Consider the following 24,620-nt stretch of genomic DNA (forward strand, 5'->3'; position numbering starts at 1 on the left):
CGCATGGGGCAATTCGTCGCGGCGGATCAGGGCAGCAGCCGCGCGAGGAAGTCGGAGAGATCGAGCGTGTGGTGGTGGATATGCGGGGCGGGGGCCGCCTCGGGTGCCACATGGACGGTGCGCATGCCCATCTCGTGCGGGGCGAGCAGGTTGCGGGCGTCATCCTCGAACATCGCGGCGGTGGCGGGGCTGAGGCTGTCGGCGGCGAAGACCGTCTCGAAGGCGGCGCGTTCGGGCTTGGGGCGGTAGCCCGCGTGCTCGACGCCATAGACCGCGTCGAAGAGGCCGGAGAGGCCGCGCGCCGCAATCACCCGCTCGGCATAGGGGGCCGAGCCGTTGGTGAAGACGATCTTGCGCCCCGGCAGGTCGCGGATGCGGGCGGCGAGCAGCATGTCCTTCTCGAGATGATCGAGGGTGATGTCATGAACATGGGTCATGTAGGGCGCCGGATCCACGCCGTGTTCCAACATCAGTCCGGCCAGCGTGGTGCCGTAGGTGCGCCAGTAGTGGCTGCGCAGCCGGTCGGCCTCGGCCCGTTCGACCTTGAGCGCGGTCATCACCCAATCGGTCATTCTCACTTCGATCTGGTCGAAGAGGCGGGCCGAGGGCGGGTAGAGGGTGTTGTCGAGGTCGAAGACCCAGTCGCGGACGTGGGAAAAATGATGCGCTACCATGGCCGCGACCCTATCCCGCAGGCCCGGGCGCGGCAATGCTTTGCGGTTGATTCCGGCGGCGCGGCGCGGATAACGTCGCCGGATATTGCCCGTGACGAAAGGCCGATCCCCCCGTGCAGAAAGATGCCTATACGCTGATCCTCGAGGCGATCGATGCCGGGGTCTACAAGCCGGGCGACCGTCTGGTCGAATCCGAGCTGGCCGAGCGGCTGGGCGTGTCGCGCACCCCGGTGCGGGAGGCGCTGCAACGGCTGGAGACGCAGTCGATGCTGACGCGCGACGGGCGCAGCCTGATCGTGGCCTCGCTGGACCACAACCAGCTGGCCGAGCTCTATGCGGTGCGCACCGAGCTCGAGGGTCTGGCGGCGCGGCTGGCGGCGCGGCATGCGACCGACGAGGAGGTGCGGGTGCTGCGCGGCATGGTCGAGGATGACAAGCATCTGCTGGCCGGCGATCCGCGGGCGCTGAGCCGGGCCAACAAGCGGTTCCACAAGCAGATCCATCTGGCCTCGCACAACCGCTTCCTGGTGCAGCAGCTCGATCTGGTGCATCGGTCGATGGCGCTGATGGCCACGACCTCCTTCGCCGCCGAGGGGCGGGACGAGGTGGCGATGGCCGAGCATGAGGAGATCGTGCGCGCCATCGAACAGCGCGACGGCGAGGCGGCCTATCAGGCGCTGCGCAACCATATCTCCAAGGCCTTCGAGACGCGGCTGCGGGTCGATGCCGGGGAATTGCGGCTGCGCTAGGGTTTCGGGTCGGTCGGCGGGTAGTGACCGTGGCTGGTCTTGTCCCAGAAGAAGGGGGCCGCGATCAGCTCCCATACCGCCTTGTAGGAGGCGAGCGCCCCGAGCAGGAAATAGACCGTCAGCGTCGGCACCCAGAGCGGGTTGAGCCGGTGGCGTGTCATCCGGACGGCCGTGATGCCCAAGGTGATGTTCACCGCCTCGGCCGCGATGAAGAGCGCCACGACTGCGGCAACGAGCAGGGGCGGCAGGGCATTCGCGGGATGCGGCAGGCCGATGCTGAGGAGCCAGAACGACCAGAGGAGCGGCGCCAGCAGGAATTGCGAGAGGGTGCATAGAAAGAGCACCTGAAACCCGGCGAAGCGGCGCGGGCCGAGCTGGCGCCAGAGCAGCCGCGGATCGCGCATGTGGACGGCCCATGTCAGCATGTAGCCCTTGAGCCAGCGGGAGCGCTGGCGCACCCAGGGCAGGGGGCGGCAGTTGGCCTCCTCCTCGGTCACAGTGTCGATCAGTTCGGTCCGGTAGGCGTGGCGGGCAAGGCGCATGCCGAGATCGGCATCCTCGGTGACGTTATGGGCATCCCAGCCACCCAGCTCCTCCAGCGCGGAACGGCGGAAGAAGAGCGTGGTGCCACCGAGCGGCACCGCCAGCCCGAGCCGTTCCAGACCGGGCAGGATCAGCCGGAACCATGTGGCGTATTCGATGGTGAAGCAGCGCGACAGCCAGTTGCTGCGCGGGTTGTAGAAATCGAGCACGCCCTGCAGGCAGGCGACCTGCGGGCCCCGGCGGTGGAAGCGCTCCACCACCTTGCGGATCTGGTCGGCGGCGGGCGCGTCCTCGGCATCGTAGACGCCGATGATCGAGCCGCGGCAATGGTCGAGCGCCACGTTCAGCGCCCGCGGCTTGGTGCGCAGCCGCCCCGCCGGCGAGACGACGACCCGCATCCATGGCGGCAGCCCGGCCTCGGCCAGCACCGCGCGGGTGCCTTCGTCGCCCGCCTCGACCACCAGCACGATGTCGAGAAGGTCGCGCGGATAATCCATCCGCGACAGCCACACCACCAGCCGCCCGGCGATATCGGCCTCGTGATAGAGCGCCACGATGATCGAGACGACCGGCAGCTGGGCGATCACCGGGGCGGGGGGCTCGGGCGGCGGGATGCGGAGGGCGGCGAGGGCCGCGGCAAGCTTCAGCCCCGCCGAGAGGGCGAGCGTGACGATGGCCCAGAGGCTGAGCGCCGCCATGACCGGCAGGGGTTGCAGCAGAGCGGCGAGGGAGAGCGCTGCCAGCAGCAGAAGAAGGCTCGCGGGCATCAGGCGGCCGCCCCAGTGGCGGCAGCTTTCAGCCTCGGCCACCCGGGTCTCGGCCTCGCGGGCGATCTCGTCGCCACGCACCGCCAGCACCGCCGCCTCGAGACTGTGGCGCGGGGCCACCATCATCGCCACCTTGCCGAAGGTCCGCTCCAGCAGCGGGCGGAAGGCCTCGAACCGTTCGGGCACGGCAGAGATCACCAGCGTCGTCTCGCCGGCCTGTTTCCACGGCAAGAGCCCCTCGCGCAGGCAGAGGGTGCGCCCCAGCCGGTCGATCAGCCGGGGGTCCGGCAGATCGGCCTCGGGCTTGGCGAGGGTGGCGTGGTGATGGCGGGCAAGGCGGCGGTAGAGCGCTGCCTCGTCGATCATGCCCCGGGCGAGGAAGATCTCGCTCAGCGCCTCGCCCTCCTGCGTCTGGCGGCTGAGGGCATCGACCAGATCATGCGGCGCCACCAGCCCGTCGCGCAGCAGGCTCAGCGCCAGCGGGTGATCGGGCGCGCCGAGAAGCCGCAGCCCCGCCGTGCGCGCGGGGGAGGCGCGGTCGGGGGTGGGTGGAAGCGGGTGCAGGGTGGCGGACACGGCAAGACCCTCGTCAATGCCGAGAGCTTCGCCGAAACGGGGTTAACAGCGGGTTAACCCGCGCACTTCCCGCGGGCTTTCCGGCGTGGAAAGCCCGCGGCAGGTGTGTCAGGCGGCGCGGCGGGCGCGCATGGCGGCGGCGAAGCGCTCGAACAGATAGTAGCTGTCCTGCGGGCCGGGGCTCGCCTCGGGGTGATACTGCACCGAGAACACCGGCCGATCCTCGACCCGGATGCCGCAGTTCGACCCGTCGAACAGGCTGACATGGGTTTCCAGCACGCCCTTCGGCAGGGTCTGGCTGTCGACGGTGAAGCCGTGGTTCATAGAGGTGATCTCGACCTTGCCGGTGTCGAGATCCTTCACCGGATGGTTGGCGCCGTGATGGCCGTGGTTCATCTTCACCGTCTTGGCGCCGAGCGCCAGCGCCAGCATCTGGTGGCCGAGGCAGATGCCGAACACCGGCAGCGCGCTGTCGAGCACGCCGCGGATCATCGGCACGGCATAGGCCCCGGTCGCCGCCGGATCGCCCGGACCGTTGGAGAGGAAGAGACCCTCGGGGTTCAGCGCCAGCACGTCCTCTGCGGTGGCCGTCGCCGGCAGCACCGTCACGTCGCAGCCCGCCGAGGCGAGACAGCGCAGGATGTTGCGCTTGGCGCCGTAGTCGATGGCGACGACGCGCAGCCCGTCGCCCTCGCGCCGGGTGTAACCCTCGGGCCAGGCCCACCGCTGCTCGTCCCAGCGGTAGCTCTGGGCACAGGTCACGTCGCGCGCGAGATCGAGCCCGACGAGGCCGCGCCAGCCGCGGGCCTTGGCGACCAGCGCGCCGATGTCGAACTTGCCTTCCGGGTCATGCGCCAGCGCGACATGCGGCGCGCCCTGCTGGCGGATCGCCCGGGTCAGCCGCCGGGTGTCGAGCCCGCCGATGCCGATCCGGCCCTTCAGTCTCAGCCATTCGGTGAGCTCGCCGGTGGCGCGCCAGTTCGAGGCGTCGGTCGGATCCCATTTCACCACCATGCCGGCCGCGACCGGCTGCGCGGTCTCGTCATCCTCGGCGGTGACGCCGACGTTGCCGATATGCGGGAAGGTGAAAGTGACGATCTGCCCGGCATAGGAGGGATCGGTCATGATCTCCTGATAGCCGGTCATTGCGGTGTTGAAGACCAGCTCGGCGACCGTCTCGCCCGTGGCGCCGAAGCCCATGCCGTAGAACACGGTTCCATCGGCGAGCGCGAGGCAGGCGGTCGGCTTGGCTTGGGTCTGGTGACTGGTGGCGGCCATGATGCGACTCCCCGGCAAAATCTGGCGGACACTAAGAGCAGGGGAGGGCGGGGTCAAGACCGGCAGCCAAATGACTTGGCCTTGAAGATCAATGACTTGTGCAATCGGTGCCCCGTTGTCTTGCGCGACGTGGCACTGTATTGTCGCACATTCGACCAATGACGAGGATGGGATGACCATGACATTGCGCAACCGGCTTCAGGACGCTCTGAAGGATGCGATGCGGGCGAAGCAGGCCGAGCGTCTTTCAACGCTCCGGCTGATCAACGCCGCCATCAAGGATCGCGACATCGCCGCCCGTGTCGACGGGGGCGAGGGCATGGTCACCGACGAGGAGATCACCGGCATCCTCGGCAAGATGGTCAAGCAGCGCATGGAAAGCGCCCGCGCCTACGAGGAGGGCGGCCGGCTGGAGCTGGCCGAGAAGGAGCGCGAGGAAATCACCGTCATCGAGGAATTCCTGCCGCGCCAGCTGACCGCCGACGAGGTGGAGGCCGCCATCGCCGCCGCCATCGCCGAGGCCGAGGCGACGACCATCCGCGACATGGGCAAGGTGATGGCTGTGCTGAAGAGCCGCTACACCGGTCAGATGGACTTCGGCGCCGTCGGCCCGCGGGTCAAGGACCGGCTGGGCTGACCTGCCTCCACGGCAGGCGGATCCTGCCGTTTCTCTTTGCTCCACTTTTCATTCCGCCTCGACGCAGCGCACCGCCGTCTGCGACCGGCTGACGTTCTGCGCTGGCAAGGCGGCGCGAGGGGCCTCGATGGCCCCGAGCGGCGCATGCCCGCTGTGGGTCACCGCGCCCCCGCCATCGCGCTCTGCAGCTCGCCATGCAGCGACAGGCGTTCCTCCTCGCTGAGGAAGGCGCCGATCTCGACCTCGCGCGGGCCGCCGCGCAGGGTGAGGTAGTTCGGCACCGGGCCGCCGGAAGGGTGCAGCTTGAGGCTCACCCAATGCGGGTTGGCCTGCCATTCCTGCCGCCGCCCGCGCGGACCGTGGCGCAGCAGGGTCATCCGGTCGGGCCAGAGCGTCAGTTCCTCGACGATCTCGCCGTCGCGGTAGCTGCGGTTCAGGGCGAGCCAGATCCCCGTCACCGCCAAAGCCGGGAAGGGCAGGAGCATCCAAAGCACGGGCGAGCCGAGCACGGCGAGGAGCGGCAGGCTGATCATCAGGCAGGTGGCGGCGATGAAGCCGACGAAGCCGCGGCGCGGCAGCGAGCGGTGCGGCCAGAGGTGCAGGCGGAAGGCCGGGCTTTCCCCGGGCAGGGCGGCGGGAGATGCGGAAAAGGCCCCGGAGCGATCCGGGGCCTTTTCCTGTCGTGTCATCCATTCATAGGGCATGGGAGCGCGAGGCAGCCCTTAGTGGGCGTGGCTCTTGTCCCAGTCTTCCCGCTTCGGCAGCTGCTCGAAGGTATGCTCCGGCGGCGGGCAGGTCAGGGTCCATTCCAGCGTGTCGGCGTATTCGTTCCAGTAGTTGTTCTGGGTGACGCGGGCGCCACGGGTCAGGGTGTAGTAGACCACGCCGATGAAGAACAGGAACGAGGCGAAGGACAGGAAGGCGCCGATCGACGAGACCATGTTCCAGGTGGCGAAAGCCTCCGGATAGTCGATGTAGCGGCGCGGCATGCCCTGACGGCCGAGGAAGTGCTGCGGGAAGAAGGTCAGGTTCGCACCGATGAACATCATCCAGAAGTGCAGCTTGCCCGCCCATTCCGGATATTGCCGGCCCGACATCTTGCCGATCCAGAAGTAGATCCCGGCGAAGATGGCGAAGACGGCGCCGAGGCTCATCACGTAGTGGAAGTGCGCCACGACGTAGTAGGTGTCGTGATAGGCGCGGTCCACGCCGGCCTGGCTCAGCACGATGCCGGTGACGCCGCCGACGGTGAAGAGGAACAGGAAGCCGAAGGCCCAGAGCATCGGGGTCTTCATCTCGATCGAGCCGCCCCACATGGTGGCGATCCAGGAGAAGATCTTGATGCCGGTCGGCACCGCGATCACCATGGTGGCCATCATGAAGTAGCTCTGCTGGGTCAGCGACATGCCGACGGTGTACATGTGGTGCGCCCAGACGACGAAGCCGAGCACGCCGATGGCGACCATCGCATAGACCATCGGCAGGTAGCCGAAGATCGGCTTGCGCGAGAAGGTGGCGATGATGTGGCTGATGATGCCGAAGCCCGGCAGGATGATGATGTAGACCTCGGGGTGGCCGAAGAACCACAGGATGTGCTGGTAGAGGATCGGGTCGCCGCCGCCCGAAGGCTGGAAGAAGGTGGTGCCGAAGTTCCGGTCGGTCAGCAGCATGGTGATGGCGCCGGCGAGCACCGGCAGGGCCAGCAGGACGAGCCAGGCGGTGACGAAGATCGACCAGGCGAAGAGCGGCACCTTGTGCAGCGTCATGCCCGGGGCGCGCATGTTGAGGAAGGTGGTGATGATGTTGATCGCACCGAGGATCGACGAGGCGCCCGAGAGGTGGACGGCGAAGATCGCGAGGTCGGTCGAATAGCCGCCTTCGGAGGTCGAGAGCGGCGGGTAGAGCACCCAGCCCAGACCGGAGCCCATCTGCCCGTTGCCGCCCGGCGTGAACAGCGACGCCACGGCAAGCGAGGTGCCGGCGACATACATCCAGTAGGACAGGTTGTTCATCCGCGGGAAGGCCATGTCGGGCGCACCGATGTGCAGCGGCATGAAGTAGTTGCCGAAGCCGCCGAACAGCGCCGGAATCACCACGAAGAACATCATCAGGATGCCGTGGGCGGTGATCATCACGTTCCAGAGGTGGCCGTTCGGGGTGCAGTTGTCGATCGAGGAGGGCCAGAGCGACTGGGCCATGCCACGGAAGAAGCCCGAATCGAGGTGCTCGGCGCACATGAACTGCACGCCGGGAGACATCAGCTCCATCCGCATGTAGACCGTGAAGGCAACCGATATCAGCCCGACGAGACCGCCGGTGAACAGATACAGGATGCCGATATCCTTGTGGTTCGTTGACATGAACCAGCGGGTGAAGAACCCGCGGTTGTCATGGTCGTGGCCATGAATGGCTGCGTCGGCCATGCTTGCCTCCCGCTTGCGTTGATCTGGAACCGGCACCGCACTGAGACACGTCGCCGCTGCTTGCTGCATGTTTTTAGTGCCACGCACTGGCAACGGCAATGTCAGACTTTGATCCAGATCAAGAAAACATGACGTTGATCATCGGCTTGACGCGGCCGTATGACGCAGCGTCAGCCCGGAAAATGCCGCGGGAAGGTGGTGCGCAGCGCGGTGTCGAGATCGCCCATCGTCACCGGCAGGCCCAGATCGACGAGGCTGGTCACGCCATGCTCGCGGATGCCGCAGGGCACGATACCGTCGAAATGCGCCAGATCGGGCTCCACATTGATCGAGATGCCGTGAAAGCTGACCCAGCGGCGCAGTTTCACGCCGATGGCGGCGATCTTGTCCTCGCGCAGGCTGCCGTCGGGCAGGGGAGGGCGGTCGGGCCGCGTGACCCAGACGCCGACCCGACCCTGCCGCCGCTCGCCCGTCACGTTGAACTCGGCCAGGGTGGCGATCACCCAATCCTCCAGCGCGCAGACGAATCGGCGCACGTCGCGGCCGCGCTGGTTGAGGTCGAGCATGACATAGGCCACGCGCTGCCCCGGGCCGTGGTAGGTATACTGCCCGCCGCGCCCGGCGACATGGACCGGGAAACGGTCGGGGGCCACCAGATCCTCGGCCCGGGCGGAGGTTCCGGCGGTGTAGAGCGGCGGGTGTTCCAGCAGCCAGATCGCCTCGGGCGCCTCGCCCGCCGAGATCGCCGCCACCCGCGTCTCCATCGCCGCGAGGGTCTCGGCATAGGGGGCGAGCCCGGGCAGCACCGTCCATTCCGGAAAACTCATCGCTCTTCTCCTTTTTCCCGATGCCGCGGGGCGCAGAAAATATGCCGAACGGGCTTCGGACCCGTGCTAGGCTTGGCCGATTGAGTCCTTTGCCCGCAGGAGAGATCCGATGTATTTGAAATCCATTACGACTGCCAGTCTCGCCGCGCTCATGGGGTTTGCCCCCGCGCCGCCGGTGCAGGCAGATGCGGGCGATGCCCTTGCCGGGGCGCTCGTGGGCGGCTTCATCGGCCATGCCATCGCCAATGACCAGAACCGCCGCCGCCAGCAGCAAACTACCGTCCGACGCAGCACCCGCTCGTCGCAGTCCTCGATCTCCTCGGCGCAGCGCGCGGCCAACAAGGAGGTGCAGACGGCGCTGAACTACTTCGGCTATCCGGTCGGCGCGGTCGACGGGGCGCTGGGGTCGCGGTCGCGCGGGGCGATCTCGCAGTATCAGGTACTGATCGGCTATCCGCCGACCGGGCAGCTGACCGATTACGAGCGCACGATCCTGACCTCGGCCTATCACCGCGCCGTGGCGGGCGGGCCCATGGTTGCGCAGACCGTCTCGACCCATCCGCAGGGGCTGCGCGGCATGATCCTGACCCAGCGCGACGAGATGGCGGGGATCGTGACCCAGCCGGTCGCGGCGCCGATGATGCCGATGGCCGCGCCCGCGATGCCGGTGCCCGCCGCCACCGCCCCGGCGATGCCCGCGCCCGCGCTGCCGAGCCTGCCGGTGCTGGCCGCCGAGCCGGAGCCCGAGCCGGAGCCCGCCGCGCCGACGCTGCCCTCGTTCCTCGGCAACGGGGCGACGATGGTCTCGCTCGCCTCGAAGTGCAACACGGTGGGGCTGACCACCAACAGCAACGGCGGTTACACGACGGTCGGTGCCATGACCGACCCGGGCTTCGCGCTGGCCGAGCAGTTCTGTCTGGCGCGCAGCTCTGCCATCGCCTCGGGCGAGCAGATGTCGGCGCAGGTGGCGGGCTTCACCCCGCAGCAGATCTCGGAGCAATGCGCCGCCTTCGGCCCGGTGCTGAAGGATCATGTGGCGGCGCTGTCCTTGCAACCGCGCGACGAGGTGCTGCAGGGCGTGTCGGGCTTCGTGCAGACCAGCGGCATGGCCCCGGCGCAGCTGACCGGGACGGCGAAGATCTGCCTCGGCGTCGGCTATGCCTCCGACTCGATGGATGTGGCGATCGGCTCGGCGCTGATGCTGACGGCGCTGGGGCAGAAGGGCTATGCCGAGCTGCTGGGCCATCACCTGTCGCAGGGCTTCGGCGCGGCGACCCGGCCGGATCTGGCGCTCGACTGGTACGAGATGGGGCTGACGGCGACTCAGGCGGGCGGCACGGTCTTCGCGCCGAACATGCCGGACCGGTCAGAGGTGATTCGCAAGGCGGCCTACACCGTGGGCGGGCGGGTCGATCTGTTGCCCGCGCCGCCGGCGACGCTGCCGGTCTTCGCCCCGGCGGCGCCGCAGCAGGAGGCCAGCGCCCCGGTGCTTCCCGATGTCGCACCCGAGGCTGCGGCCCCGGCGCCGACCATGGCCTTTGCTCAAGGCGGCGCAGCGCTGCCGATCGACGGGGCCAAGGCGGTGAGCATGGCGGCGCGGCTGCCGTTCCTGCTGATGGGTCAGTGAGAGGCGGGGCGGGGGAGGGCCCCGGCCCCCCTCGCCACAGCATTTCTCGGTCGGATGAAAAATCCGCTTTCCTTCCTGCGAAGCCTTGGCTAATAACCCGCCACCAAGCCAAGACTGTGCGGTCGTGGCGGAATTGGTAGACGCGCAGCGTTGAGGTCGCTGTGGGGTAACACCCGTGAAGGTTCGAGTCCTTTCGACCGCACCACTCCTCCTCGAGAGGACCACCAAGGCGGCCCCCGGGGCCGCCTTTGGCATTTCCGCTCCCCCGCTTCCGTGCCGTTGCGTGCCGTTGCGTGCGTGTCGCCTTTCGCCCGGAAGCGTCGCTTTCCGCTGGCGCAATTTCGCACTGCGGCGATCTGATCGCCGGGTGACGAGCGTCGTGGCCCAATTTCTGAGCATCGGTTCGCTGCAGGGCAGCATCTGCACAACAAGATTGCAATGATGCGAGGCGGCTGTTTTAAAAGGTTCCAACGAGTGCAGGAAACCTGCCGGTAAAAATGGGGAGACTTGGTTGGTGGCTGATACCCGCGCCGATGGCTTTGTCGTGTTCGATCACGTGCAGAAAAGCTACGACGGCGAAACGCTCGTCGTCAAAGACCTGAACCTCACCATCGCGAAGGGCGAGTTCCTCACGATGCTAGGGCCCTCCGGCTCAGGGAAGACCACCTGCCTGATGATGCTTGCCGGATTCGAGACCGCCACGCATGGCGAGATCAAGCTGGACGGCAAGCCGATCAACACGGTGCCGCCGCACAAGCGCGGCATCGGCATGGTGTTCCAGAACTACGCGCTCTTCCCGCACATGACCGTGGGCGAGAATCTCGGCTTCCCGCTGGAAGTGCGCGGCATGGGCAAGTCGGACCGCGAGGCCAAGATCAAGCGGGCGCTCGACATGGTGCAGATGGGCGCCTTCATCAACCGCCGCCCGGCGCAGCTGTCGGGTGGCCAGCAGCAGCGCATCGCGCTGGCCCGGGCGCTGGTCTTCGACCCGAAGCTCGTGCTGATGGACGAGCCCCTGGGCGCGCTCGACAAGCAGCTGCGCGAGCACATGCAGTTCGAGATCAAGCATCTGCACGACAGCCTTGGCATCACCGTGGTCTATGTGACGCATGATCAGGGCGAGGCGCTGACGATGAGCGACCGGATCGCCGTGTTCAACGATGGCCGCATCCAGCAGCTTGCCCCGCCGTCCGAGCTTTACGAGCGGCCGAAGAACAGCTTCGTCGCGGGCTTCATCGGCGAGAACAACAAGCTGCCGGGCGTGGTCGAGGATATCGCCGACGGTCGCGCGCTGGTGCGGCTGCCGACGGGCGAGCTGATCGACGCGACTCCGGTCAACGTGGCGCGCAAGGGCCAGCAGACGCTGGTCTCGATCCGCCCGGAGCGGGTGGAGTACAAGCCCGAACTGCTGCCGCAGGGCGCGCATACGCTCGAGGCCGAGGTGATGGAGTTCATCTACATGGGCGACATCTTCCGCACCCGCGTCAGGGTTGCCGGATCGGAGGATTTCGTGATGAAATCCCGCAATACCCTCGGCCAGCGCGTCTTGCAGCCGGGCGAGAAGATCAGGATCGGCTGGGCGCCCGAAGACGCGCGCGCGCTCGACCCGCTCTGAAAACCGGCCCTTCGCCGGTAAGACCGCAGAAAGCGGCCACAGCCATAATCAACAAGAATACCAGTTCAACAAGGGAGCCTACCGTATGAAGAAGCTGCTTATCCTGTCCACCGCCCTGACCAGCGTGGCCTTCACGGCCGCGGCGGATGTGACGGTCATGTCCTGGGGCGGCTCCTATGCCGTGAGCCAGGTCGAAGCCTATCACAAGCCCTTCACCGCCGAGACCGGCATCAAGGTGATCTCGGTTGACGCCGACAACCCCGCCACCCCGATCAAGGCGCAGGTCGAGGCCGGCAACGTGTCGGTCGATGTCGCCGACGTCGAATATGCCGATGCGATCCGCCTCTGCGACGAGGGCCTCCTGGAAGAGATCGATCCGTCGATCCTCGCCGCGGCCCCCGATGGCACCCCGGCGGAGGAAGACTTCCTGCCCGGCGCGCTGACCGATTGCGCGGTGGCCACCATCGTGTTCTCGACCGTCTTCGCCTATGACACGTCGAAGTTCTCGGGCGAGAAGCCCGACAGCATCGCCGATTTCTTCGACACGGCGACCTTCCCGGGCAAGCGCGCGATGCGCAAGGGGGCCAAGGCCAACCTCGAGATGGCGCTGATGGCCGACGGCGTTCCGGCGGCGGATGTCTATGCCATGCTGGAGACCGAGGAAGGTGTGACCCGCGCCTTCGCCAAGCTCGAGACGATCAAGGCCGACACGATCTGGTGGGAAGCCGGCGCCCAGCCGCCGCAGCTTCTGGCCGATGGCGAAGTGTCGATGACCACCGCCTACAACGGGCGGATCTTCGCGGCGGCGGTGTCGGAAGGCAAACCCTTCGAGGTGGTCTGGGACGGGCAGGTCTATGAATACGACCTCTTCGTGATCCCGAAGGGCGCGCCGAACCTCGAGGACGCGAAGAAGTTCCTGACCTTCTCGACCGACACGCAGCGTCTGGCCGATCAGGCCAAGTGGATCTCCTACGGCCCGGCCCGGAAATCCTCGGGCGCGCTGGTCGGCAAGTTCATGGACGGCACGACCGACATGGCGCCGCACATGCCGACGTCGGAGGCCAACCTGACTAACGCGCTCGCCTCTTCCTACGAGTTCTGGGTCGACCGTGATTCGGAGCTGAACGAGCGTTTCAACGCCTGGCTGGCCGCGAACTGATCCGACGGCGGCGCGCGGGGTTCCGGCCCTGCGCGCCGCCTCTCCGCCGGAAGGGATGACGATGGCCGACGCAACCGCAGATCTCGCAGGGACCACCCCGGCAAAACTCACCACCGCAGACGGCCGGTCGCTGAAATCGGCCCTCGCGCGCGCCCAGTCGCGGGCGCGGCGGCGCGCCTTCCTCCTGGTGCTGCCGCTCCTTCTGTTCATCGTGCTGACCTTCATCGTGCCGATCGGGCAGATGCTGCACCGCTCGATCTTCAACGACGGCTTCGCGGCCAACATGCCGCAGCTGACCCAGTGGTTCGCCGACACGCCCGCCGGCACCGAGCCGGACGAGACCGCCTATGCCGCCCTCGCCGCCGATCTGAAATCCGCGGCCGAGGCCAAGACCATCGGCGTCGTCGGCACTCGTGTGAACTACGAGATGTCGGGCACCCGCTCGCTCTTCACCTCCACCGGGCGCAAGGCGAAGAATTTCGAGCCGCCCTACATGCAGGCGATTCTCGATGCCGACGAGGATTGGGCCGATCCGCAGCTCTGGGGCACGATGCGTCAGGTCTCGGATGCCTATACCGCAAACTTCTTCCTCGCCGCCGTCGATCTGGCGCGCGACAACGCCGGCAACATCGTGCAGGCGCCTGAGGATCGCCGGGTCTATGTCATGCTCTTCGAGCGGACCTTCCTGATCGCGGCGCTGATCACCTTCCTCTGCCTGCTGCTCGGTTTTCCGATCGCGCATCTGCTGGCCACGCTGCCGCTGCGCTATTCCAACCTGCTGATGATCCTCGTGCTCCTGCCGTTTTGGACCTCGCTTCTGGTGCGGACGACCTCGTGGATCGTGCTGTTGCAGGGGCAGGGGGTGGTGAACAACACGCTGGTGGCCACCGGCATCCTGACCGATGAGACGCGGATCCAGATGATCTACAACCAGATGGGCACGATCATCGCCATGACGCATATCCTGCTGCCCTTCATGATCCTGCCGCTCTATTCGGTGATGCGGCCGATCCCGCCCTCCTATGTCCGCGCCGCCCGCTCGCTCGGCGCGTCGAGCTGGACCGCCTTCCGCCGGATCTACCTGCCGCAGACCCTGCCGGGCATCGGCGCCGGCGCGCTTCTCGTCTTCATCCTCGGCGTCGGCTACTACATCACCCCGGCGCTGGTCGGCGGGGCCTCGGGGCAGCTGATCTCGAACCTGATCGCCTTCCACATGCAGGACAGCCTGAACTGGTCGCTGGCCGCCGCCATCGCCGCGGTGCTCTTGGCGGCGGTGCTGGTGCTCTACTGGCTCTACGACCGTCTCATCGGCATCGACAACCTGAAGCTGGGCTGACCCCGGCCCCTTCATCTTGGCCCAAATAACCCGGGGGTCCGGGGGCAGAGCCCCCGGCCGCCGTCCACAGGAGACCGCCCGATGGCCCTTCCCGTCTACGCCAGCCCGCTCGAGCGTATCTGGCATTACACCTACATCGCCATCTGCGTCGCGATCTTCACCTTCCTGATCGCGCCGATCCTGATCGTCATCCCGCTCAGCTTCAACGCCGAGCCCTATTTCACCTTCACCGAAAAGATGCTGTCGCTCGATCCGACCGGCTATTCGCTGCGCTGGTACGACATGCTGCTGACCTTCGGCATGACGGCGCCCGACGCGGCGCGCGGCGGGTCGTGGTGGGCGGATGTTTGGAACAACGCGACATGGGTGCGGGCGGCGAAGAACTCGGTGATCATCGGCGTCTCCTCGACCATCGTGGCCACGGTGCTGGGCACCATCGCGGCGCTCGGCCTGTCGCGGCCCGAGATGCCCTACCGTCGGGCGATCATGGCGATCCTGATCTCGCCGATGATCGTGCCGATCATCATCACCGCGACGGGGCTGTTCTTCTTCTACTCGGCCACCGGGCTGGCCGGCTCCTATGTCGGGGTGGTGCTGGCCCATGCGACGCTGGGCATTCCCTTCGTCATCATCACCGTCACCGCGACGCTGATCGGTTTCGACCGCTCGCTGACCCGCGCTGCCGCCTCGCTGGGGGCGAGCCCGACGACGACCTTCTTCAAGGTCACCATGCCGCTGATCCTGCCCGGCGTCATCTCGGGCGCGCTCTTTGCCTTCGTCACCTCCTTCGACGAGGTGGTGGTGGTGCTCTTCGTCGCGGCGCATGACCAGCAGACCATCCCGCGCCAGATGTGGAACGGCATCCGCGAGCAGATCAGCCCGGCGATCCTGTCGGTGGCGACGATCCTCGTCATCGTCTCGGTGGCGCTGCTGGCCACGGTCGAGATCCTGCGGCGCCGGTCGGAAAAGCTGCGCGGCGTGAGCAACAGCTGAGATCGCGCGGAGTTGGCAGGGGCGGCCTCCGGGCGGCCTTTTCCATCGGGTCAGGTCAGGGCAGGATCTGCAGCCAGACCCATGTCGTGAGGATGCAGGCCCCGGTCGCCAGCAGCACCGCCGAGGCGGTCACCCGCTTGGCCACGCCATACATGGCGCCGAAGAGGTAGGCATTGACCCCCGGCGCCATCGCCCCGGTGATCACCGCCGAGCGCATCTGCGCCACGTCCAGCCCGACGACCCAGCGGCCGAGGCTGTAGGTGATCGCCGGATGCACCACCAGCGACAGGGCGCAGACCATGAAGATCGCCTTCATGTCGCCCTCGGGCCGGTAGCGGAACAGCACGCCCCCCAGCCCGAACAGCGCCGTCGGCAGCGCCGCGCGCACCATCATGTCGAGCGCGCTGGCGACCGAGGCGGGCAGCACCAGCCCGCTCAGGTTCACCGCGAGCCCGGCGGAGATGCCGATGACCAGAGGCTGGGTCAGGATGGCCAGCACCACCTGACCGGCGAGCTTCGGCGCCGGATGGCCGAGCCCGTGGTTGCGCACCAGCTCCATCACCGTGATGCCGAAGGCATAGAGGATCGGCGAATGGATCGAGATGATGGCGAAGTTGGCGGCCAGCGCATCCGGGCCATAGGCGCGTTCGGTGATCGGCAGGCCCAGCAGCAGCGTGTTGGAGAAGAGGCAGGCGAAGGCGATGGCCACTGAATCCTGCACCGGGCGGTTGAACAGCAGCCGCGATCCGGCATAGCCCAGCCCGAAACAGGCAAAGGCGCCGCTGTAGAAGGCGAAGAACAGCCCGAGGTCGTAGTGCGCCGCGAGGTCGAGCTTGGAGATCGACGCGAACAGCAGGCAGGGCACGGCGAAGGTCTGGGCGAAGCGCATCACCCCGTCGACGGCGCTTTCGCCGAAGAGCCCGGCGCGCGCCGCGGCATAGCCGAAACCGATGACCAGAAAGACCGGCAGGATGACGTCGAGAAGCGCGCTCATCCGTCGAGGTCGAAGGTCAGCCCGTCGAAGGCCGGGATCACGCCCTCAGGCAGCTCCTCGGTCAGCGTCGCATAGTCGAGATCGAGATGCATGTTGGTGATGATCGCACGGCGCGGCTTCACCCGCTCGATCCAGCTCAGGGTGAGAGCGAGATGCGCATGGGTCGGATGCGGCTTCCGGCGAAGCGCGTCGACCACCCACATGTCGAGCCCTTCGAGATGTGGCCAGCTTTCCGCCGGGATCTCCACCACATCGGGCAGATAGGCCAGCCCCGCCACGCGGAACCCCAGCGCCTCGGTCGGGCCATGGCTGACGCGGAACGGGATCAGCCGCAGCGTGCCGCCCGCACCTTCGACCTCGAAGGGACCGTCGATGGTGTTGAGATCGAGGATCGGCGGATAGAGCGAACCCGCGGGCTGGGCGAAGGCATAGCCGAAGCGGGTGACGAGCGAATCCTGCGTCACCGGGTCGGCCCAGACGGGCAGGCGTTTCTGCATGTTGAAGACGATCTGGCGCAGGTCGTCGATGCCGTGAACGTGATCGGCATGGGCATGCGTCCAGGCCACCGCGTCGAGCTCGCCCACCTTCGCGTCGAGCAGCTGCGGATGCAGGTCGGGCGTGGTGTCGATCAGCACGCGGGTGGTGCCCGCCTCGGTGATCCGCTCGATCAGCAGCGAGCAGCGGCGGCGGCGGTTCTTGGGGTTGCCGGGGTCGCAGTCGCCCCAATGCCCGCCCAATCGCGGCACGCCGCCGGAGGAGCCGCAGCCGAGGATGGTGCAGCGCAGCAAGGCGCTCATGATCTGGCCTTCCAGAACAGCCGCTCGAAATTGGCGCTGGTGGCCGCGGCGAACGCCTCGAGGCTCAGGCCGAAGACTTCGGCCCCCTTCGCCGCGGTATGGGCGGTATAGGCGGGCTCGTTGCGCTTGCCGCGATGCGGCGGCGGGGCGAGGTAGGGGCTGTCGGTTTCCAGCAGGATGCGGTCCAGCGGGGCGGCGGCGAAAATCCCGCGCAGTTCGGCGGATTTGGGGAAGGCGGCGATGCCTGACATCGACAGGTAGAAGCCGAGGTCGAGCGCGGCCTGCGCCAGCTCCGCGCTGGAGGAAAAGCAATGCATGACGCAGGTATAGGCACCGGCGCGATGCTCCTCGGTCAGGATGCGCGCCATGTCCTCATCGGCCGAGCGGGCATGGATGATCAGCGGCAGCTTGGTCTGCCGCGCCGCCTCGATATGGATGCGCAGGCTCTCCTGCTGCCGGTCCTTGGTCTCGGCGGTGTAGAAATAATCGAGCCCGGTCTCGCCGATGCCGACGAACTTCGGATGGGCGGCCAGCGCCACCAGATCCTCGACCGTGGGGAGGTGATCCTCGCCGGCGCGCATCGGATGCACGCCCGCCGCATACCAGATGCCGTCATGCGCCTCGGCAATGGCGCGGACCTGCGGCTCCAGCGCCAGACGGGTGCAGATCGTCACCATGCGCGTCACGCCGGCGGCGCGGGCGCGTTCGATGACCTGCGGCAGCTCGCCGTCGAAATCGGGGAAATCGAGATGACAATGGCTGTCAACGATCTGCGGGGTGGGGGCGAGGGTCATGGGGGAAGCTTACCTTGGGGCGAGCAGTCCCGCCGTCTCGTCGATCCTGAGAAGCATATCCATGAGAAGCGCGGCAGGGTCAAGGTTGACCGCCCGGCCGCGCCTTGCGCGCAGGCCGAGGCTCTGCGCGAGTTCGGCCCATGTGCGGGCGGCCAAGGGCGAGGGCGAAAGCCGCGCGATCAGCGCCGCCTCGCCGGGGCAGGCCTCGGGCGGGCAGTAGCCCATGGTGCCGGCGCGGGCGAGGCGGGCGAGGAAGAGATCGAGCAGCGTCAGGATCAGCTCGAACTTCGCTTCGTTGCCGCGACCCGCCCCGGCCTCGGCCAGGGCCAGCGCGCGGGGGCGGTCGAGCCGGGGCAGGGTGCCGAAGAGCGCGATCATCGACTGGTAGAGCCGCATCCCGTCGAGATTGGTCAGCCGCAGTGCCTCGCCCACCGAGCCGCCGGCAAGTTCGGCCAGCGCCTCGGGCGCCTCGACCTCGGCCCCGGCGGCGAGCAGCGCCTCGGCCATCTCCTCCGGGCCGAGCGGGCCGAGCCGCAGTTCGCGGCAGCGCGAGCGGATCGTCGGCAAGAGGCGGAAGGGCTGGTGGCTGATCAGGATCAGCGTCACCCCGGCGGGCGGCTCCTCCAGAAGTTTCAGCAGCGCGTTGGCGGCGGAGGGGTTCATCTCGTCCGCGGGATCGACGATGGCCACGCGCCGCCCGCCATCGGCGGCGGAGAGGGCGAAGAAGGATTTCATCCGCCGCACCTCGTCGACGGTGATCACCGTCTTGTGCCGCTTCTTGTCCTCGTCCCAGGCCCGGCGCAGCAGGAAGAGCCGCCCCTCGGCCTGCGAGGCGAGGCGGCGGGCAACGGGATGGTCGGCGGCGATGTCGAGCGTGGCGGGGGGCGGGGCGGCGAACATGCCGCCCGTGTCCTCGGGCGTGGCCAGCAGGAACCGGGCGATCTTCCAGGCAAGCGTCGCCTTGCCGACGCCGAGCGGGCCGGTGATCAGCCAGCCGTGGTGCAGGCGGCCCGAGGTGAAGGACGACAGGAACTCTGCCTCCGCCGCGGCATGGCCGATCAGCCGTGCCGTGTCGCGCGGATGCGGCGCGCCTTCGACGCGGTCGGGCTCGGGGATATCCTCGAGGGCGGTCTGGGCCAAGGGTCAGCTCTCCTCGCGCCGGGCGGGGCGCAGGGTCGGTTTACGCCGCCGGGGCGGGGCGGGGCAACAGGGGAGCGCGGGAAAGCCGGGCCGCGGCGGGGCAGGCGGCACCCGCGCGCCACCGATCGCCCGGACCGGCGGCGCGCAGAGCGAAGAAGCGTCGCATCGGCGGGGCGATGCGGGGTCGTCTCAGAATTTCAAGCCGATCAGCGCGCCGAGATCGTCATAGGTCATCAGCTTCTTCGGCGTGATCATGTCGAGCATCGGCATGATGTGGGTCGTGTCCATCTCGGCCATCTGGCCGAAGAGTTCCTCGTTGGTCGGCAGCTTCTTGGGGGTCATCGCATCGAGCATGTCGGTGAAGCCCATCGCCTTGGCGTCGCCCATCTCGGCGCCCTTGCCGAAGACTTCTTCGTTGGTCAGCAGTTTCTTGGGCGTGATGTCCGCGAGCATCGCGGTCACGGCGGTTTCCCAATTCGACATAGTGCTCTCCATTATATGGGTCTCGAACTCTTACGGATCAGAAGCGCTGCGCGGCATCGCCTGCGGATGCGCCTGCGTTTGTGACGTTACCACGCGGCGCGCAGACCACACGCCAAAAGGCGGCCGGAAAGGTGCGGCATACACTCGCACCGCAGGGCGGGGGCGGCTTGCGCGCCCGCAAAAGCTGGTCTAGTCGGCCCCGTCCAGAGCGGAACACCGGCCATGCCCCACAGCTTTTCCCTGCGTGTCTACTATGAGGATACCGACCTCGCCGGTATCGTCTATTATGCCAACTACCTGAAGTTCATCGAGCGCGCCCGAAGCGAATGGGTGCGGACGCTGGGAGTGGACCAGCGGCGGCTGAAGGCGGAGCAGGGGATCGTCTTTGCGGTGCGGCGGGTCGAGGCCGACTACCTGCGCCCGGCGCTGTTCGACGATGTGCTGGAGGTGCTGACCGAGGTGCAGGGCATCACCGGCGCGCGGATCGTGCTGAGCCAGGAGGTGCGGCGCGGCGCAGAGCGGCTGTTCTCCGCCACGGTGACGCTCGTCTGCCTGACGGCGGAGGGGGCGGCAGCCCGGCTTCCGCCCGATCTGCGCAGCCGTCTGGACGCTCACGCCGCTGACAAAACCGCGTGATCCGGCACCCTTCTGCCGGGTGACAGACTTGTGTTGGCAATCCCCTTCAAAAGCGGATAGAATCATCTGTAAGAACGGCCGCAAGAACGGCCCCAGCAAGAGCAGGCATATGGAAACGGAAACCCTTGCGATGGCGCAGGAGATTGATTTCTCCATGCTCGCCCTTTTCGCGCGCGCTACCCTGACGGTGAAGTTCGTGATGATCGCGCTGATCATCATGTCGTTCTGGTCCTGGGCCATCATCATCCAGAAGCACATCCTGTTCCGGATGGCCAAGCGCGAAGCCAGCGTCTTCGACCGTGCCTTCTGGTCCGGAGACCCTCTGGACGAGCTCTTCGAGAAGATCGGGCCGCAGCCGGAAGGCGCGTCGGAGAAGATCTTTGCCTCCGGCATGCTGGAATGGCGCCGCAGCCACCGTCAGGACGGCGGGCTGATCGCCGGGGCGCAGGCGCGCATCGACCGCTCGATGGGTGTCGCCATCGACAAGGAGAGCGAGCGCCTGAACTCCGGCCTGTCCTTCCTCGCGACGGTCGGCTCGACCGCGCCCTTCATCGGTCTCTTCGGGACGGTCTGGGGCATCAAGCACGCCTTCGAGCAGATCGCCATCTCGCAGAACACCAACCTCGCCGTCGTGGCCCCCGGCATCGCCGAGGCGCTGCTGGCGACCGCGGCGGGCCTGGTCGCGGCCATTCCGGCGGTGGTGTTCTACAACAAGCTCAATGCCGATGCCGAACGGATCATCGGCGGCTATGATGCGTTCTCCGACGAGTTCGCCACGATCCTGTCGCGCCAGCTGGACGCGGCCTGAGCCATGGGCGCGGGTGTAGTCAAGAAATCCGGCGGACGGCGCGGCAAGCGGCGGGGTCACTCGGCGGCGATGTCCGAGATCAACGTGACGCCCTTCGTGGACGTCATGCTGGTGCTGCTGATCATCTTCATGGTGGCGGCACCGCTGTTGACGGTGGGCGTGCCGGTGCAACTGCCCGAGACGGCGGCGAATGCGCTGCCGACCGAGCAGGAGGAGCCGCTGACGATCACCATGGTGGCCGACGGTCGCCTGATGATCCAGGAGACCGAGACCGCGGAAGGCGAGCTGATCCCGCGGCTGCAGGCGATCGCCGCCGAGCGCACCAGCAAGAAGCTGTTCCTGCGCGCGGATGGCACGATTCCTTACGAGCGCGTGGCCCAGATGATGGGCGCGCTGAACCGGGGCGGCTTCAACGAGATCGGCCTCGTCACCGATGTGGGCGGTCCGACATTCGGCGGAAGCGACGGCTAGGCCTGAAGGCATGAACAAAGGCGTCATCTTTTCCGGCATCGGGCATGTGAGCCTGATCCTCTGGGCGCTGTTCGGAGGCTACTTCCTCACGCCCGATCACGCGCCCGAAGTCGCGGTCACCTCGGTCTCGCTGATGTCGAGTGCCGAGTTCGACGCGATGAGCGCGGCGGCCCCCACGGCGCCGGCGCCGTCCGAGCAGCCGGCGGAGCCTGCGCCCGCGCCGGAGGCCGTGGCCCCCGCCGAGCCCGAGCCCGCCCCCGAGGCCGAGCCGGTGGAGGAGACCCCGCCGCCGACCGAGCTGGCCGAGCCGCAGCCCGCACCCGAGCCCGATGCCGCGCCCGACGTGACAGAGATCGCACCGCTCCCCGAGCCCGAGGTGGTCGAGGCGCCCGAACCCGTGGCCCCGGTGGCCTCGGTCGAGCAGCCGATCCTCGTGCCGCAGTCCAGCGTCCGGCCCAGACCGCGCCCGGCGCCGCGCGTGGCCCCGCTTCCCGCCGAGGCGCCCGAGCCCGATGCCGAGGTGGCCGAGACGCCGACCCCCGCCGTCACTCCCGACGCGCCCGCCGAGGCCGAGGTGGTGGAAGAGGAGCGTCCCGAGGCCGCGCCAGAAGAGGCGACGACCGAGATCGTCACCGAAGCCGACGAGACCGAGGAGGTCGCCTCGCTCGCCCCGACCAGCTCCGCCCGCCCGCAGCGCCGCCCGAGACCGGCCGCGGCGCCGCAGCCCGCCGAGACCGAGACCGAGACGGAAACCGCCGCTGCCGAGAGCGAGACTGCCACCCCGGCGGAAGAGCCCGCCGAGAGCAGCAGCCAAAGCGAGGCCGTTGCCGATGCGCTGGCGCAGGCGTTGGCCGATGCCGCCGAACCCGCCGCCGAGACCGGCGGGGCCACCGCACCCTCCGGCCCGCCGATGACCAGCGGCGAGAAGGACTCGCTGCGTGTGGCGGTGCAGCGCTGCTGGAACGTCGGCGCGCTGTCGACCGAGGCGCTGGCCATGACGGTGACGGTTGCCTTGTCGGTGGGGCAGGACGGCCGGCCCGATGCAGGCTCGATGCGGATGCTGGAGTTCAGCGGCGGCAGCGAGGACGCGGCGCGGCAGGCCTATGAGGCGGCCCGGCGCGCGATCATCCGCTGCGGCGCTTCCGGCTTCCCGTTGCCGCCCGAGAAATACGACCAGTGGCGCGAGATGGAACTCGTCTTCAACCCGCAAGGCCAGGGGATGGTGCTGAGATGAGCCGCCCGGTCCTTTCCCCGAACGTCGCGGCAGCCGGACGCCCCCGGCTCTGCCCTCCCCGCAAACCCGAGAACATGAGGATCGGATGACCCTGTTCAGAACCCTTACCGCCGCCCTGGCGCTGTCGGCGGCGCTCGTCGCCGGGCAGGCGCCGGTTGCGCTGGCCCAGAACGGCCCGCTGCGACTGGAGCTCAACAACCCGGTGATCGAGCCGCTGCCCTTTGCGATCCCCGAGTTCATCGCCGAGAACGGTGCGGCGGGCCAGTATGCCGCCGACATCGCCCGCGTCATCGCCGCCGATCTCTCCGGCACCGGCCTCTTCCGCGAGATCCCGTCGAGCGCCCATATCAGCCGCGTCACCAGCTTCGACGCGCCGGTGGCCTATGCCGACTGGAAGGCCGTCAACGCGCAGGCGCTGCTGACCGGCTCGGTCTCGGCCTCGGGCGACCGGATCGTGGTGAAGTTCCGCCTCTACGACGTGTTCTCCGACCAGCCGCTGGGCGAGGGGCTGCAGTTTGCCGGCACCGCGCAGAGCTGGCGCCGCATGGCGCACAAGGTGGCCGACGTGGCCTACAGCCGGATCACCGGCGAGGGCGGCTATTTCGACAGCCGCGTGGTCTTCGTCTCGGAGAGCGGGCCGAAGAACCAGCGCGCCAAGCGCCTGGCGGTGATGGATTACGATGGCGCCAACGTGCAGTATCTGACCGACTCCTCGTCGATCGTGCTGGCGCCGCGCTTCTCGCCCACCGGCGACCGCATCCTCTACACCTCCTATGCCAGCGGCTTCCCGAACATCTACGTCATGGACGTGGCCTCGGTGCGCGCCCGTGCGCTGGAGCAACTGCCCGGCACCATGACCTTCGCCCCGCGCTTCGCCCCCGACGGGCGGACGGTGGTCTTCTCGCTTGAGCAGGGCGGCAACACCGACATCTACACGCTCGACGCCAACTCGGGCGGTGGGCTGCGCCAGCTGACCAATTCGCCCGCGATCGAGACCGCGCCGAGCTACAGCCCGGACGGCAGCCAGATCGTGTTCGAAAGCGACCGCTCGGGCACCCAGCAGCTCTACATCATGTCCGCGGGCGGCGGCGAGCCGCGCCGGATCTCCGGCGGGGCGGGGCGCTACGGCACCCCGGTCTGGTCGCCGCGCGGTGACCTGATCGCCTTCACCAAGCAGCATCAGGGCCGCTTCCATATCGGCGTCATGCGCACCGACGGCTCGGACGAGCGGCTGCTGACAGCCTCCTTCCTCGACGAGGGCCCGACCTGGGCGCCGAACGGTCGCGTGATCATGTTCACCCGCGAAAGCGCGGGGGCGGGCGGTCAGCCGGCGCTCTATTCGGTGGACATCTCGGGGCGGAACCTGCGGCAGGTCGATACCGGCTCGCCCTCTTCCGACCCGGCATGGTCGCCGCTGCTGCCCTGACGATCTTCCGCGCCGCCGATTTTCACGGCGGCGCAAACCTGTTATGGTCGGCCCTGCGCCGAGTGCAAAAAGGACACGCTGAATGACCTATCTTCCGAAAGCCATGCTGCTGGTGGCGGCTCTTGGCCTCGCGGCCTGCAACAATCCCGACCGCTACGGCGCGGGTGGCGCCGGTGCCGGGGGCATCGGTGGTCCGGGCGGCCCGGGTGGCATGGGCGGCATCGACAGCGCGGGGCTCGGCGGGCCGGGCGATCCGACCTCGGTCGCCTATTTCCAGCAGACGCTGGGGGATCGGGTCTTCTTCGCTGTCGACCAGAGCAACGTGTCGGATGCCGCGCGCGGCACGCTGAACCAGCAGGCGCAGTGGCTGCAGACCAATCCGGATTACGCCATCATCATCGAAGGCCATGCCGACGAGCAGGGCACGCGCGAGTACAACCTCGCGCTCGGTGCCCGTCGCGCCTCGGCGGTGCAGGACTATCTTATCAGCCAGGGCGTCGCGCCGTCGCGGATGCGCACCGTGTCCTACGGCAAGGAGCGCCCGGTGGAGGTCTGCTCGACCGAGGAGTGCTACAACAAGAACCGTCGCGCCGTGACGGTGCTCTCGATGGGCGCGGGGGCCTGATCAGATGC

24 protein-coding genes and 1 tRNA gene are annotated in these 24,620 nt (G+C 68.0%); 14 read left to right on the plus strand and 11 right to left on the minus strand.

All coding sequences use genetic code 11. The features are described 5' to 3' along the window. Nucleotides 1-26: 26 nt before the first annotated feature. Nucleotides 27-674, minus strand: a complete 648-nt coding sequence (locus AC3A5Z_RS03835) for a pyrimidine 5'-nucleotidase (RefSeq protein WP_487518056.1) — start codon at nucleotides 672-674, stop codon at nucleotides 27-29. 113 nt (nucleotides 675-787) lie between these two features. On the opposite strand from AC3A5Z_RS03835, the gene AC3A5Z_RS03840 reads away from it, so the two are divergent. After that, nucleotides 788-1,423, plus strand: coding sequence for a GntR family transcriptional regulator (locus AC3A5Z_RS03840; protein ID WP_107665874.1), 636 nt, complete (start codon nucleotides 788-790; stop codon nucleotides 1,421-1,423). Here the strand turns inward: AC3A5Z_RS03840 and AC3A5Z_RS03845 are convergent. Next, nucleotides 1,420-3,309, minus strand: coding sequence for a glycosyltransferase (locus tag AC3A5Z_RS03845; protein WP_487518057.1), 1,890 nt, complete (start codon nucleotides 3,307-3,309; stop codon nucleotides 1,420-1,422). The genes AC3A5Z_RS03840 and AC3A5Z_RS03845 overlap by 4 nt on opposite strands. A gap of 108 nt (nucleotides 3,310-3,417) precedes the next feature. After that, entirely contained in the window at nucleotides 3,418-4,587 is a 1,170-nt protein-coding gene (carA, locus tag AC3A5Z_RS03850) for a glutamine-hydrolyzing carbamoyl-phosphate synthase small subunit (protein WP_487518058.1), read from the minus strand. Between the two features lie 178 nt (nucleotides 4,588-4,765). Between carA and AC3A5Z_RS03855 the strand changes: the two genes are divergently transcribed. Continuing rightward, nucleotides 4,766-5,224: a GatB/YqeY domain-containing protein gene (locus tag AC3A5Z_RS03855; RefSeq protein WP_487518627.1), complete on the plus strand. Its 459-nt coding sequence runs from the start codon at nucleotides 4,766-4,768 to the stop codon at nucleotides 5,222-5,224. A gap of 158 nt (nucleotides 5,225-5,382) precedes the next feature. On the opposite strand, the gene AC3A5Z_RS03860 is transcribed toward AC3A5Z_RS03855, so the two are convergent. The 3 genes from AC3A5Z_RS03860 to lipB all read right to left on the minus strand — a co-directional run bounded on the left by AC3A5Z_RS03860 (nucleotide 5,383) and on the right by lipB (nucleotide 8,474). Then, a complete protein-coding gene (locus tag AC3A5Z_RS03860; RefSeq protein WP_487518059.1) occupies nucleotides 5,383-5,928 on the minus strand; it encodes a DUF2244 domain-containing protein in 546 nt (181 codons plus the stop codon). 18 nt (nucleotides 5,929-5,946) lie between these two features. After that, the gene (ctaD, locus tag AC3A5Z_RS03865) at nucleotides 5,947-7,647 is read right to left on the minus strand and encodes a cytochrome c oxidase subunit I (protein ID WP_487518060.1); all 1,701 of its coding nucleotides are present in this window, start codon (nucleotides 7,645-7,647) and stop codon (nucleotides 5,947-5,949) included. A gap of 170 nt (nucleotides 7,648-7,817) precedes the next feature. Beyond that, on the minus strand, nucleotides 7,818-8,474 hold the full coding sequence (gene lipB, locus AC3A5Z_RS03870; protein ID WP_487518061.1) for a lipoyl(octanoyl) transferase LipB: 657 nt from the start codon (nucleotides 8,472-8,474) through the stop codon (nucleotides 7,818-7,820). A 109-nt stretch (nucleotides 8,475-8,583) separates the two neighbouring features. Here lipB and AC3A5Z_RS03875 point away from each other — a divergent pair, with 109 nt between their 5' ends. The 6 genes from AC3A5Z_RS03875 to AC3A5Z_RS03900 all read left to right on the plus strand — a co-directional run bounded on the left by AC3A5Z_RS03875 (nucleotide 8,584) and on the right by AC3A5Z_RS03900 (nucleotide 15,204). After that, on the plus strand, nucleotides 8,584-10,101 hold the full coding sequence (locus tag AC3A5Z_RS03875; protein WP_487518062.1) for a peptidoglycan-binding domain-containing protein: 1,518 nt from the start codon (nucleotides 8,584-8,586) through the stop codon (nucleotides 10,099-10,101). Nucleotides 10,102-10,219: 118 nt separating this feature from the next. Beyond that, a tRNA-Leu gene (locus AC3A5Z_RS03880) sits at nucleotides 10,220-10,306 on the plus strand. A 306-nt stretch (nucleotides 10,307-10,612) separates the two neighbouring features. Further along, entirely contained in the window at nucleotides 10,613-11,716 is a 1,104-nt protein-coding gene (locus tag AC3A5Z_RS03885) for an ABC transporter ATP-binding protein (protein WP_487518063.1), read from the plus strand. 85 nt (nucleotides 11,717-11,801) lie between these two features. Further along, nucleotides 11,802-12,875: an ABC transporter substrate-binding protein gene (locus AC3A5Z_RS03890; protein WP_487518064.1), complete on the plus strand. Its 1,074-nt coding sequence runs from the start codon at nucleotides 11,802-11,804 to the stop codon at nucleotides 12,873-12,875. 61 nt (nucleotides 12,876-12,936) lie between these two features. After that, nucleotides 12,937-14,211 (plus strand): ABC transporter permease, encoded by a 1,275-nt coding sequence (locus AC3A5Z_RS03895; RefSeq protein WP_487518065.1) that lies wholly within the window; start codon nucleotides 12,937-12,939, stop codon nucleotides 14,209-14,211. An 81-nt stretch (nucleotides 14,212-14,292) separates the two neighbouring features. Continuing rightward, entirely contained in the window at nucleotides 14,293-15,204 is a 912-nt protein-coding gene (locus AC3A5Z_RS03900) for an ABC transporter permease (RefSeq protein ID WP_487518066.1), read from the plus strand. Between the two features lie 55 nt (nucleotides 15,205-15,259). Here AC3A5Z_RS03900 and AC3A5Z_RS03905 read toward each other — a convergent pair whose 3' ends face one another. The 5 genes from AC3A5Z_RS03905 to AC3A5Z_RS03925 form a co-directional block, all read right to left on the minus strand. Then, nucleotides 15,260-16,198: an AEC family transporter gene (locus AC3A5Z_RS03905; RefSeq protein WP_487518067.1), complete on the minus strand. Its 939-nt coding sequence runs from the start codon at nucleotides 16,196-16,198 to the stop codon at nucleotides 15,260-15,262. Next, nucleotides 16,195-16,995: an MBL fold metallo-hydrolase gene (locus tag AC3A5Z_RS03910; protein ID WP_487518068.1), complete on the minus strand. Its 801-nt coding sequence runs from the start codon at nucleotides 16,993-16,995 to the stop codon at nucleotides 16,195-16,197. The genes AC3A5Z_RS03905 and AC3A5Z_RS03910 overlap by 4 nt, the downstream gene beginning before the upstream one ends. Then, on the minus strand, nucleotides 16,992-17,789 hold the full coding sequence (locus tag AC3A5Z_RS03915) for a TatD family hydrolase (protein WP_487518069.1): 798 nt from the start codon (nucleotides 17,787-17,789) through the stop codon (nucleotides 16,992-16,994). The genes AC3A5Z_RS03910 and AC3A5Z_RS03915 overlap by 4 nt, the downstream gene beginning before the upstream one ends. A gap of 9 nt (nucleotides 17,790-17,798) precedes the next feature. After that, entirely contained in the window at nucleotides 17,799-18,929 is a 1,131-nt protein-coding gene (locus AC3A5Z_RS03920) for a DNA polymerase III subunit delta' (RefSeq protein ID WP_487518070.1), read from the minus strand. A 189-nt stretch (nucleotides 18,930-19,118) separates the two neighbouring features. Next, entirely contained in the window at nucleotides 19,119-19,412 is a 294-nt protein-coding gene (locus tag AC3A5Z_RS03925) for a hypothetical protein (protein ID WP_487518071.1), read from the minus strand. A 222-nt stretch (nucleotides 19,413-19,634) separates the two neighbouring features. Here AC3A5Z_RS03925 and ybgC point away from each other — a divergent pair, with 222 nt between their 5' ends. The 6 genes from ybgC to pal all read left to right on the plus strand — a co-directional run bounded on the left by ybgC (nucleotide 19,635) and on the right by pal (nucleotide 24,612). Next, nucleotides 19,635-20,048, plus strand: coding sequence for a tol-pal system-associated acyl-CoA thioesterase (ybgC, locus tag AC3A5Z_RS03930; RefSeq protein ID WP_487518072.1), 414 nt, complete (start codon nucleotides 19,635-19,637; stop codon nucleotides 20,046-20,048). Nucleotides 20,049-20,157: 109 nt separating this feature from the next. Continuing rightward, a complete protein-coding gene (tolQ, locus tag AC3A5Z_RS03935) occupies nucleotides 20,158-20,856 on the plus strand; it encodes a protein TolQ (protein WP_487518073.1) in 699 nt (232 codons plus the stop codon). 3 nt (nucleotides 20,857-20,859) lie between these two features. Continuing rightward, nucleotides 20,860-21,327 carry a protein TolR gene (gene tolR / locus AC3A5Z_RS03940; RefSeq protein ID WP_487518074.1) on the plus strand — a complete coding sequence of 156 codons (468 nt, stop codon included), beginning with the start codon at nucleotides 20,860-20,862 and terminating at the stop codon, nucleotides 21,325-21,327. 10 nt (nucleotides 21,328-21,337) lie between these two features. Further along, nucleotides 21,338-22,561 (plus strand): cell envelope biogenesis protein TolA, encoded by a 1,224-nt coding sequence (locus AC3A5Z_RS03945; RefSeq protein WP_487518075.1) that lies wholly within the window; start codon nucleotides 21,338-21,340, stop codon nucleotides 22,559-22,561. Between the two features lie 85 nt (nucleotides 22,562-22,646). Continuing rightward, the gene (tolB, locus tag AC3A5Z_RS03950) at nucleotides 22,647-23,987 is read left to right on the plus strand and encodes a Tol-Pal system beta propeller repeat protein TolB (protein ID WP_487518076.1); all 1,341 of its coding nucleotides are present in this window, start codon (nucleotides 22,647-22,649) and stop codon (nucleotides 23,985-23,987) included. Nucleotides 23,988-24,069: 82 nt separating this feature from the next. Further along, nucleotides 24,070-24,612: a peptidoglycan-associated lipoprotein Pal gene (pal, locus tag AC3A5Z_RS03955; RefSeq protein ID WP_487518077.1), complete on the plus strand. Its 543-nt coding sequence runs from the start codon at nucleotides 24,070-24,072 to the stop codon at nucleotides 24,610-24,612. Nucleotides 24,613-24,620 lie beyond the last annotated feature (8 nt).

Source organism: Cereibacter sp. Soil_C_27 (assembly GCF_057657095.1).

What these genes read in the sequence shown, in the direction of transcription:
- tolR (WP_487518074.1), top strand. Translation starts at nt 20,860, where the DNA reads ATGGGCGCGGGTGTAGTCAAGAAATCCGGCGGACGGCGCGGCAAGCGG.
- AC3A5Z_RS03855 (WP_487518627.1), top strand. Translation starts at nt 4,766, where the DNA reads ATGACATTGCGCAACCGGCTTCAGGACGCTCTGAAGGATGCGATGCGG.
- ctaD (WP_487518060.1), bottom strand. Translation starts at nt 7,647, where the DNA reads ATGGCCGACGCAGCCATTCATGGCCACGACCATGACAACCGCGGGTTC.
- AC3A5Z_RS03890 (WP_487518064.1), top strand. Translation starts at nt 11,802, where the DNA reads ATGAAGAAGCTGCTTATCCTGTCCACCGCCCTGACCAGCGTGGCCTTC.
- AC3A5Z_RS03900 (WP_487518066.1), top strand. Translation starts at nt 14,293, where the DNA reads ATGGCCCTTCCCGTCTACGCCAGCCCGCTCGAGCGTATCTGGCATTAC.
- ybgC (WP_487518072.1), top strand. Translation starts at nt 19,635, where the DNA reads ATGCCCCACAGCTTTTCCCTGCGTGTCTACTATGAGGATACCGACCTC.
- AC3A5Z_RS03875 (WP_487518062.1), top strand. Translation starts at nt 8,584, where the DNA reads ATGTATTTGAAATCCATTACGACTGCCAGTCTCGCCGCGCTCATGGGG.
- pal (WP_487518077.1), top strand. Translation starts at nt 24,070, where the DNA reads ATGACCTATCTTCCGAAAGCCATGCTGCTGGTGGCGGCTCTTGGCCTC.
- AC3A5Z_RS03945 (WP_487518075.1), top strand. Translation starts at nt 21,338, where the DNA reads ATGAACAAAGGCGTCATCTTTTCCGGCATCGGGCATGTGAGCCTGATC.
- AC3A5Z_RS03835 (WP_487518056.1), bottom strand. Translation starts at nt 674, where the DNA reads ATGGTAGCGCATCATTTTTCCCACGTCCGCGACTGGGTCTTCGACCTC.
- carA (WP_487518058.1), bottom strand. Translation starts at nt 4,587, where the DNA reads ATGGCCGCCACCAGTCACCAGACCCAAGCCAAGCCGACCGCCTGCCTC.
- AC3A5Z_RS03895 (WP_487518065.1), top strand. Translation starts at nt 12,937, where the DNA reads ATGGCCGACGCAACCGCAGATCTCGCAGGGACCACCCCGGCAAAACTC.
- AC3A5Z_RS03910 (WP_487518068.1), bottom strand. Translation starts at nt 16,995, where the DNA reads ATGAGCGCCTTGCTGCGCTGCACCATCCTCGGCTGCGGCTCCTCCGGC.
- tolB (WP_487518076.1), top strand. Translation starts at nt 22,647, where the DNA reads ATGACCCTGTTCAGAACCCTTACCGCCGCCCTGGCGCTGTCGGCGGCG.
- AC3A5Z_RS03915 (WP_487518069.1), bottom strand. Translation starts at nt 17,789, where the DNA reads ATGACCCTCGCCCCCACCCCGCAGATCGTTGACAGCCATTGTCATCTC.
- AC3A5Z_RS03860 (WP_487518059.1), bottom strand. Translation starts at nt 5,928, where the DNA reads ATGCCCTATGAATGGATGACACGACAGGAAAAGGCCCCGGATCGCTCC.
- AC3A5Z_RS03925 (WP_487518071.1), bottom strand. Translation starts at nt 19,412, where the DNA reads ATGTCGAATTGGGAAACCGCCGTGACCGCGATGCTCGCGGACATCACG.
- tolQ (WP_487518073.1), top strand. Translation starts at nt 20,158, where the DNA reads ATGGAAACGGAAACCCTTGCGATGGCGCAGGAGATTGATTTCTCCATG.
- lipB (WP_487518061.1), bottom strand. Translation starts at nt 8,474, where the DNA reads ATGAGTTTTCCGGAATGGACGGTGCTGCCCGGGCTCGCCCCCTATGCC.
- AC3A5Z_RS03905 (WP_487518067.1), bottom strand. Translation starts at nt 16,198, where the DNA reads ATGAGCGCGCTTCTCGACGTCATCCTGCCGGTCTTTCTGGTCATCGGT.